This is a genomic window from Reichenbachiella sp., from assembly GCF_039969095.1.
In the GTDB taxonomy this organism is placed as follows: domain Bacteria; phylum Bacteroidota; class Bacteroidia; order Cytophagales; family Cyclobacteriaceae; genus Reichenbachiella.
On the sequence record NZ_JBDVOL010000010.1, the window covers coordinates 1,237,948 to 1,249,160 of the forward strand.

3 protein-coding genes are annotated in these 11,213 nt (G+C 38.8%); all 3 read left to right on the forward strand.

Annotation, left to right across the window (positions count from 1 at the left end):
- Window positions 1-147: 147 nt before the first annotated feature.
- Window positions 148-1,737, forward strand: coding sequence for a type IX secretion system membrane protein PorP/SprF (locus ABJH98_RS08555; RefSeq protein ID WP_348307238.1), 1,590 nt, complete (start codon window positions 148-150; stop codon window positions 1,735-1,737).
- Between the two features lie 24 nt (window positions 1,738-1,761).
- A complete protein-coding gene (locus ABJH98_RS08560; protein WP_348307239.1) occupies window positions 1,762-5,088 on the forward strand; it encodes an FG-GAP-like repeat-containing protein in 3,327 nt (1,108 codons plus the stop codon).
- A gap of 228 nt (window positions 5,089-5,316) precedes the next feature.
- A partial coding sequence (locus tag ABJH98_RS08565) for a hypothetical protein (protein ID WP_348307240.1) occupies window positions 5,317-11,213 on the forward strand: 5,897 nt, incomplete at its 3' end.

The window sequence follows — 11,213 nt, forward strand, 5'->3', positions numbered from 1 at the left end:
TAATAATTTAGATTTTTAGCAATTATTGTATTGAGTCCGATCTAATTTCTCTAGTTTGTATAATTCAATTAGATTTGAACAATACAAATTGTGAAAAAAAAGAACTCAACATATAGTCTTTTGCTTTAACATACAGGTGTGTAGCATATGAAAAAAATTACATTAATAATCCTGCTGTCTTTATTTCTTGCAGGTCATGGTCTTATCGCTCAAGATCAAAAAATTTACAGCCAATTTTTCATGAATCCCTATGTTATGAATCCTGCCTATGCAGGAGCTACGGGGTACACTACTTTTTTCGGTACCTATCGCCAACAATGGCTAGGATTAGAAGGTGCGCCAGCATATTCACATATAAGTTTTAGTACTCCTTTAGAAAACAATATTTCAGTAGGGGCCATGGCATTTAACAACAATGAAAATGCAATTGTCACTTCTGGAGCTAAAGTGACTGGTGGGTATCTGTTAGAAATAGATCGAAAACAATTTATCCGATTTGGTATGTCAATTGGTGGTGGTTATACCAGTTATGATTTAGACGCTGGCATCGACCCTACATTGCTGGCATTATCACAAAGCAGCACCTCATATTTAATGGCAGACTTAGGGGTCTCCTATTATTATGAGAATTTTAACGTTGCACTATCTATTCCAAATTTGATTGGAAGAGATATAGTTGATGCCAATGGGTTTAGCGAAATAGTTGTTGAACCGTACAAGGATTTCGTGGTTCAAGCCAATTATAGACATTTAGTAAACAGGGATTTTTCAATTGAGCCACATCTAATATACCGATTCTCGATAGACAACCTATCCCAGTATGAAGCTGCAGTGGTAGCACATATAGGTCATGTGATATGGGCAGGGTTGAATTACAGACAGGACTATGGAATGGGTGCATTATTTGGAATTAAAATCCAAGAAAAAGGAGCCATTGGTTTCGCTTATGAATATGGTCAATCAGAATTAGAAAGTGCCACCTCCGGAACATTCGAAATCAGCCTTGGATTACAGTTAGGTGATAAAAAGAAAAATCAAAAACAAGCCGTTTCTTTTATTCACAACTTTAAGAAATCAAAGCACGAGAAATCAAAGAGTTCTTCTCGTAGTCAATATCTAGCACAACAAAGAGCCAAAGCAGCCGAGCAAAGAGCTCAGCAAGCCGCGGCCGCTGCAGCCGCTGCTACTGCAGCAACTCAAGTAGCGCAACAAACAAATACTACAGAAGAGCCAGTCACAACTACTCCAGAGAATAATACCACGACATCTGGTTCCACCATTGTGAGTGAAACTATTGATCATGACACTCCTTTGCAACACAGAACTACAGACAAAGGAATTTGGGAGATCGGTGCTACGTATATTCAGACACGTGCTGATAGTACCCGAACCAAAGAATTGAAATGGCACGATGCTTTGACAGATACGCCTGACCATGCCGAATTACCTCCAAACACACATCGACGAGTACCGGGCAATATTTTGGAACTGCCTGCAGGACACCACGTCGTTGCTGGAGAATTTGATAGCTATGAAGAGGCTGAAGATTATAGTGATAAGATATTTGAAATGGGTTTTCATGGTTCATTGGTAGGGCACCTTGAATCTTTGGAAGATAAAAAGTATGTGGTGGTTGTGCACAAAGGTGCTACAATGGGTATTGCCGAAGAAGAGCAGGAAAAGTGGAGTAAGCGTAAAAACCTGAACCATGTATATATTTTAAATGTGGTGGAATAATCAGTGATAAGTATGAATAATCAAATGACTAAGCATATAATAACGTTTCTATTATTGATGTTGGTTTATACCTCAACAATAGCTCAGGCACCTTATATTAATAGCATAAATCCTACATCCGCTGGGGTTGGCCAGGAAATTAACATTTCAGGCAGCAATTTTACTGGTGTGTCTACTGTGTTTTTCGGAGGTGCTCAGGGAGCAAACCTTACTGTTGTTAATGATAATATGATAACAGTTGAAGTACCCTTCGGAGCTACTTTCGATCAAATTCAACTTTTGCATTCTACAAATGGATCTGGCTATTCTTTTGAAAAATTCAATCTTTCTTTTGATGGACAATCAATTGATGATGGAGATGACATGCTAAATAACGTCAGTGATCAAACAACGTTCGCTACCGGAAAAACTCAAACACAGGATCTTTGTACTTGTGATTTTGATAATGATGGATTGTTAGATGTGGCTTTATCAAATGCAGGAAGTACGGATGGTGTAATCTTATACATGAACGAAACTTCAGCTGCTGGTACCGTTGATTTTGTAGAACCAGCAGTAGTGGTAGAAAGCCGATTTACAACTACCAATGTGATATGTGGCGATATAAACGGTGACGGATTCCCTGACCTAGTTGCAAATCAATTAGGAAATGAGGGAAGTATCTATACTTATTTAAATGATGGTGCTGGAAATTTTTCTACCGGAGAAGAATGGGTTATTCCAACCAATGACGAAGGTGACTTTAGAAAACCAGGAAGATTAGCACTTGGAGATCTTGATTTGGACGGATTGCCAGAGATTGCAGTAGCCACTGAGGACGAAAATATTGTTTACTATTTTATCAATACAAGTACCTTGGCTGATATCGATTTTGTATCAGACCCAGAATCTTTATCAGCATCAACAAACAGTGGGTCTGCTGGACTAGGTGGCCTGGATATCGCTGACATGAACAATGACGGTTTTCCTGAAATCATCGCATCAAATTTCACAGAAAGTGGCTTCTATATTTTTCAGAACAATAGTCAAGTCGACAATATTGCTTTCAGAACGCCTTCTTTCTTCACAACTCAAACAAGTGTTAGAACACTTAAGGTAGGCGATTTAGACAAGGATGGTTTCTCTGATGTAATACTCACAAACTCGGATGTATCTAGTAATAATGTGATTGAGATTGTAGAAAATACTACGACTAATTCAGGGACTGATGTAACAATGGGCACGGCGTTCACACTTTCAGGAATTAGACAAAGTTGGGGACTTGATTTGGGAGACATTGATGGAGATGATGATTTAGATATTATTATCGGATCAGAAATAGAAAATGGATTTTACACCATAATGAATACAAATGCCTCATCTATTGCTGCTTCAAGCTATAGTGTTGGATTAGTGACTCAAACAAATGCAAATAATGCTAGAAACATCTCTGTTGCTGACATTGATAATGACGGTAGACCAGATTTCATTTATGCCAACAGATCCACCTCTTCTGCCACTGGTAATCTTGCAGTAAGACTCAATGAAGTTTGTTACACACCTATCATTAGGCCAGATGGTTCAACAGCATTGTGTGATGCATCCACCGTCAATTTGATAGCGCCATCATCAGGATTTAGTTACAAATGGATGAAGGATGGAGGAGATTTAGCTGAGAATTCAAATACATTATTGATTGATGAAAGCGATGGAGGAGTAGCGGGTGACTATACAGTTATCATAGAAGATAATACTGGCTGCCAGATTGAATCTGATCCCATAACTATTACAACACCTGGAGAATCTTTTGACCCTCCTACCATTAGTGTCGACGACAACACTCCTTGTAGTGGAGATGATATAACCTTCACAGGAACGCCAGGCGCAGTTGGAACAACTGACTCATATTTATGGACTGGGCCAAATAATTATTCCAGCACGGATCAAAACCCAGTGATTACAGACATTAGTTCAGATCAATCAGGTGAGTATTATGTTACAGCATTCTCAAGTTTAGGTTGTGAGAAGTCTTCTGCTGTTCAAGTCATAACCGTCACCTCATTGCCAATCATATCAGTTCAAAATACGGCAATCGATTATTTTTGCAATGGCTCATCACTTGACCTCTCAGCCACGAATTTCGGAACCGACTACACCTACGATTGGAAATTGGATGGTGCTAGTTTCTCTCCGGCAGAAACTAATCCTTCACTCCTAGTTGCCAATGCTGCTGGAGATTATAGCATTTCTATTAGTGATGGCATATGTACTTATACAAGTGCGACTCGAACTATTACAACAATCGCACCTCCTACTTCTTCTTTTACTTCTTCTGACGCTACGATTTGTGAAAGTGTAGCAGTTGATTTCACGGCGACTTCAACTGGAGCCAATGGTTTAGTGATTATTAACAATTGGGATTATGCGGGAGAAGACACAGAGGTTGGAAATAGTGTAAGTCATGACTTTGCTACTACGGGAGATAAAATGGTCAGTCTCACCGCTAAATATGATGGGATTGCTGATGAAGATTGTACCTATCAGCCAACTACCCAAACCATCAGCGTAGAAGCTACTCCTACAGATGTGGACTTGATCATTTCAGACAATACTGACCCTGACAATTTTGAAAAATGTGAAGAAGCTGATTTACGTATTAGAGTTAGTGATACATTTACATCTTATCATTGGGTAATTCAGCAAGATACTGTTGGAACAAATGCCGTTTTGGATGTAGGTAGTGAATCCGAAGTATATGTCCAACTCGTAAATTCTATCAAATGTGGATTCTCGACGGATCCGGTCAACATCACTAATTATACCACTGGTGGTATTCAGATTGGTGTGCAAAATCCTAATACTTTAGAAAATGATCCTACTCTCGGTAAAATTGTGAATGTTGAGGAAAGCACTTCTACAATTACTCTTGGTGTATTAGATGCAACAGAGCCCGCTTGGGAGCCAGCCATATATATAGATGACAGCACACAGAACACGGTACAAGTAGCTGCCCAAAATAATAGATTAATTAAGGTATATGGTATTGATTTATTGGGTTGTCAGGAAATGGACTCTGTCACCTTAAGAGTGCCAGGCATTAGAGCAGATAAAAATTTCACTCCAAACGGTGATGGAATAGGCGATTGCTGGAATGTATCAAACGTTGGAGGTACCGATTGTCAGGTAGTCATTTTTGATAGTAAAGGTCGTCGTATTAGAGATATATCATATGATGCGGATAGTGTGGATGATTGCGTTTGGGATGGCTCCAAATCCAATGGTTCTGCTCTACCTGATGGTATGTATTATTACTTTATAAGTTGTTCGGATAGTGAAAATGAGAGTAGCGGATCCATATTTATGGCCAGATAATGGGCGTATTTTTTACCTAGTCCATAGGGGATATCCGTAAATTCATCGAAAAAACACCTTCCATTAGTGATATTTTATATCAAAATAGTACACGATATTTTTTTTCAAGTACCTTTAAAGCAAAATTGGCCATGTTGAATCCAAAAATGAAACCAGATCAGCTAAAAAGCACCTTGGTTACTTTTCAGTTCAATGAGGCATTAAAAAGTAGAACTTTTTCTCAATCGTATGAATAGCTATAGAAAGATTATAATCCTCATCCTGTGTCTTATTTCTAACCGATTACTCGCACAAGAGATTTGTGACGATGGGATAGACAACGACAGCAATGGATTTGTGGATTGTTATGACAGCGCCTGCTCTGGAACTGATGAATGTTCTGAGTTTTACTTTGGTAACTCTGTAGTCTGTGACGACCCTGCTACTCAAAATCCTGAATTTCAAATAAAACTGCAATGGTCATCAGACAATTTAACTGCGTTCAACTCTGTAACTCCTGCAATAGGAGATATCGATAACGATGGAATACCTGAAGTAGTTACAACTAATAGATATTTAAATACAGTAACAGTTTTAGATGGGGCTACAGGAAACACTCAGCATGGACCATTAGATGTCGGATTTGATATTGCAAAAACAGTAGCCATTGCCAACTTGGATGATGATGATTGTGCTGAAATATTTGTTCGAGGATTTAAGAATAGTAATCTCGCTATGTATAGTTGTGACTTAGCGACCAGACATTGGAAAGTAAATACTAATACTGGAAATAAAGTAAGTTTGATATCTCTTGCTGATTTTAACGGTGACGGAGTTGTTGAATTACTTCATGGAAATGAAATTAGAAATGCACATACAGGAGCTGTCATTGTTGCTGGCTCAGGAAATTTTCAAGATGACGTAATCCATGGTACAATTGCTATAGATATTCTGGACGATGAAGATTGTGCAAATTGTGAAGGGCTCGAAATAGTAGGTGGTGGCAAAGTTTGGTCGGTAGATATTGCTACAAACACGAGAACGCTTGAAAGGGATATCAATGACATTTTACCTGCAGGATCTGAATTTGCCATTAAAAATGGATGGGGATGGAATTTTAATACGGCAAGTGTAGCTGACTATAATCAAGATGGTCATATTGATGTTCTTATCAGTGGCGGTCAATATGTTAGTGGATCAATCAAGACTGCTGTTTATTTTTGGGACGTTGATAATTTCAGTGCGATCAGTTATGTAGTTCCACAAAACTGGTCAGCCGGTACAGGTCGCATAAATATAGCAGACATTGATGGAGATGGTGAAATGAACTGTACTTTCGTTTCTGCTGAAAGGCTCTACGCACTAGATGAAAATATGACACCTTTATCCACTTGGTTTGAAGGAAGTGGCACTGGTTATAAAGACATTAATGAAGGTTCTTCAGGATTTACTGGCTGTACGGTTTTTGATTTTAATGATGACAAAGCAGCTGAAATCATCTACCGAGGTGAGCAATATGTCCATATTATAGATGGCACAACAGGAACTTCTTTAAAACAAATCAAATGTACATCAAGAACTTTTGAAGAATATCCAGTAGTTGCTGATGTTGACGGAGATGGAGCTAGTGAAATTTGTGTGTCATGTTCATTTGATGACAATACCCCATTTACTCCATATAGCAATGGACAATATGCTCATATTAGAGTATTCGAAGCAGATGGTGGGGAAAACTGGCAACCGTCCAGACCTATTTGGAATCAGCATGCCTATTTCAATGTCAATATCAATGATGACTTAACAATCCCCACCAACCAACAGGACCCAGGGAAAGTTTTTTCTACAAACGTCTGTACCACAGGTGACAATAGACCGCTTAATGCTTTCTTAAATCAGGCACCTTATCTGAATGAAACAGGTTGCCCCTCTTACGTTTCTCCGGATGTGGAGTTAGTTGAAATATCAAGTGTTGGAGCTGCTCAATGTCCAGAAGGTGATTTTGACATTACCATTGTTATACAAAACTCAGGAGACATTGAATTAACTGGTTCCTTACCAATTACATTTTATAATGGATCTCCAGATGAAGCCTCATCCTCAAAATTGAATACTATATATACCACATTCACTGATTTTGAAGTGGATGCTACAATGGATATAAACACATTAGTCTCTGGAAGCGGAGGTGACTTTGATCTTTATGTATCTGTCAATGACGATGGATCGCAGCACCCACCTGTTCTTAATTTTATCAGACCTGTCCCTGAATGTGACGATTCAAATAATTTAACTTTTACAGCAGTTGTCGCCGATCCTTTTGATTTGACTCATGAAGTCGTGAGTAACAACATAAAATGCGATCCTTCTTTTCCTGATAATGGTGATGCAAGAGTTTTCTATTTTGGGACTATCTCAGCAACAATTGAAGATATTTGGAATGAAGATTTCGAAGATTTAGCTGCTGGAACAGAAGTAGATAATGGTAGTACTGCCTGGGAATTTACAACAGCTCCTTCTAGTGCAGATAATTTAGAAGTTTCATTTACGGGATCTACAAATGAATTATTCTTTGCAGACACAGATAATCAAGCTCAATGGATGACAGAGTATGTAAATTTCAATGACTATGAGTCAGTCAATATATCTGTCGATACACGGTCAAGTGCTACTTGTGAAAACGGTGATTATTTGAGACTATATTACCAAGTGGATGATGGAAGTTGGGTAACACTTAATTCTGGTAAAAACTCCGGTAATTTTGGCATCTATACAGCAACGGCTAGTGGTATTACTGGAAACGAAATAAGAATCATTGCTAATGTAAAAAACAGTCAAAACGATGAGTTTTATTACATAGATAATGTTGTTATTGAAGGAGTTAAAGATGAACTCAGTGGAGAAATAACTTCTGGATTTGATTTTTATTGGTTTCAAAATAACAATTTCAATGATACTGTCTTTGTTGGAAACCGATACACTTCTCTAGCTGCTGGAAATTATCAGGTAATCGGTGAATCTCAAAGCAATTCGTGTATTTCAAATATTGAAGAAATTACAATCACAGCAGAAGACAACTCCCCTACTGTAGGAATTACAAAAACACAGAATTTAACCAATTGTGAAGTTCCAGATGGTATACTTGACGCCTATGTGATAGTAGATGGCGTACAAGTGACTGACGGATTTGATTTTGTTTGGTATACTGGTAATGATTTTACCACCATAAAATCCGAAGGTGCGACTGCTAACTTTCTTAATGTAGGTACTTATTCTGTGGTAGTTACAGATGAATCTTCAGGCTGTGAGACTACACTATCTGAAACAGTAGATTCTGATCAGGCACAACCTGGAGTGTTTGAAGTTGAAGTGCAACATATCACTGATTGTACAGACCCAAATAGTGGTTATATTATTGCGGGTTCAGATGGGGCTAATTCTAGTTACACTTTTAACTGGTATGACGGTTCAGAAGTAAAAGCTTCTCCTGACTGGAGTGCATCAGGTAATAATGGTTCTGGAAATTCTGGACAAAAATACAAAAATATTGAGGCTGGTTTTTATACAGTTACAGTCCAACATAAAACCACAAAATGTATCTCAGATCCATTGACTATTGAAGTATTAGATAATTCTAACTCACCTGAAATAGACATGACCATATCTAACAGTACGTCATGTTCAGAAAATGGAAATGGACTTGCAAGTGCAGAAATCGTTGGGGGAAATATCAATGATTATACTTTCACCTACTATTCTGGCTCTAATGCATTGGCCGAAAATGAAATAGAAACTACGAGTGGAACCAGAGGTGAAGTAGCTCAACTTCTTTCTTCTGGTAATTATTTAGTTACAACTGAAGAAACTGCTACTGGTTGTGTTGGCCGTGCTTATTTCACTATTGGAGACGACTCCACAGAACCAATTGACATTTCTCCCGCTGGATTTAGTGATGTCATAGTAGCAAACATAGCCTCATGTAATGGAGTGCTAGATACAGGCTCTGGGGTAATTGATGCGACAAGCATGAATTTGCCAGATGTTGACACTGATGAATTTGAGGCTATAGTCAATGGTAGTTTTGAAGTACCAGACATTGCTTCAACATTTGGTTCATCAACCTATAAAATATTTGACCAATCTCTTGCAGACGGATGGTCAACGACCAACGCTTCAGGCAATCTAGAATATTGGAAAGATGGCTTTCAAGGTGTACCAGCCTTTGAAGGAGAGCAATTTGCAGAGATTAATTCAGATGGATTTGGCGCTTTTTACTTTGATGTTGTAACTAAACCTGGTATCCGAATGGTTTGGTCATTCGCTCATAGAGGGCGAAATGGCACAGATGTAGTCGCACTTAGAATCGATGACCCCGCCGCCGCGACACCTAATATTGAATATACAGCATCTACAGGTAAAACTGCATGGGTTGAATACTCTGGAGAATATATTATCCCTAATGGTCAAACTGTAACTAGATTTTCATTTGAAGCTATTAGTGCTGCAGGTGGAGCAACTGTGGGTAACTTCTTGGATGGAATAGTCTTTGAAGTGGCTCCATACTATTATCAGCTCTTTGCCGGCGGTAGTTCTTCTGGTACTCCATTGGATGAAAACACGACTGGGCTTTTTGATGGTTTGGATGTAGGAACCTATACCCTATCTGTGGTCGATAACATCACCGGTTGTAAAGCAAACGATATTGTTTTGGTAATAGAAGCAGATGAAGAAGCTCCGGTACTTGTAAGACAAACTAAAACAGCTGACACCTATTGTATTGATGGAAATGGAACACAACGTATCACCGCTACTGTAGACTCTGGAGACCCTGCTGCTGGGTATGACTACGAGATTTTTGAAGGTGCTACTACAGTAGGGACTCCGTATGCTGGGCCATTTACTGATGACGATGGAGATTATACTTTTACAAATTTAGAAAATAATACTTATCGAGTTCTTGTAACAAATAATGATACGGATTGTTCTGCATACACCGACATTACTATTATTGACGGTTCAGATGACCCTTCTTTTTCTAATTCTATTGTTAACAATAACACATCATGTGATGCAGGCTCACCAAATGGCCTCATTATTGCAAATGTATTTGGTGAATCAAAATCAGATTTTACTTGGTCTTGGCGGAATTTTGGAGGGAGTGACATAAAAATAGACATTGATGCTTCAATTCCAGGAAATGAAGATGCGAATAGTATTACGGATCTTGCTGCTGGTACTTATGAAGTATATGCAATTCACACTACAACGGGTTGTGAAACTGGGTGGCTCGCTATAGATGTAATTGATGACCCATCTGGTAATTTCCCAGTGATTCTTCTTACTGAAGTTGATGAAAATACGAGTTGTAATATAGGCAATGGATCTATTCAAGCTTTAGTAAATGAAGGTAGTGGAGGTATTGTGCCATTGGACTATACTGTAGAATGGTTTTTAGGTGACGATACTTCAACACCAATTTCAGATGGAGTAGATCCTGGCAACAACTCAAATCCAGTAATATCAGGAGGCGCCAATCATGAATTGTCTGGTTTAAATGCACAGGTGGGTAGCAATGAATACACTGTACGTATTACCAATGCTGACAACTGCGCAAATACCGCTACCATTTCATTAAACAATAACCCGACGCTAGGAGTAATTGCAGGTAACTCAATGACTCAAGTGGAAAGCTGTCCTGGTGGAACAACACATCCTGAAGGAGCCATTGAAATCACAACAGTAACAGAGGCTGGATTTGGCGATCCTGTTAATGATTACTCATACACATGGTATTTTGGGTCTTCCAATGATATAGCCAATGTCTTGGTGAATGGTGATAATATTGGAACAAAAAAGGGTGAAGAGGCAGTTGCAGTAACTATTTCAGATGCAACAACCAATCATATCAAAGGATTAGATGCAGGTTTTTATACGGTTGAAGCTACCAACACCACTACTGGGTGTACAACAGACCCAGAAGTAATTGAAGTGACCGAAAACCTTGCTACCATCACCATGGGTGAGGCTAACAATACCAACCAAACCAATTGTGATGACAACTTCAATGGTAGTATCGATATCTCTGCCACTGGTGCAGGAGAAACTTTCGTCTACACCTTCTTTGTTGGGGCTAACACTGATGTGGCCAA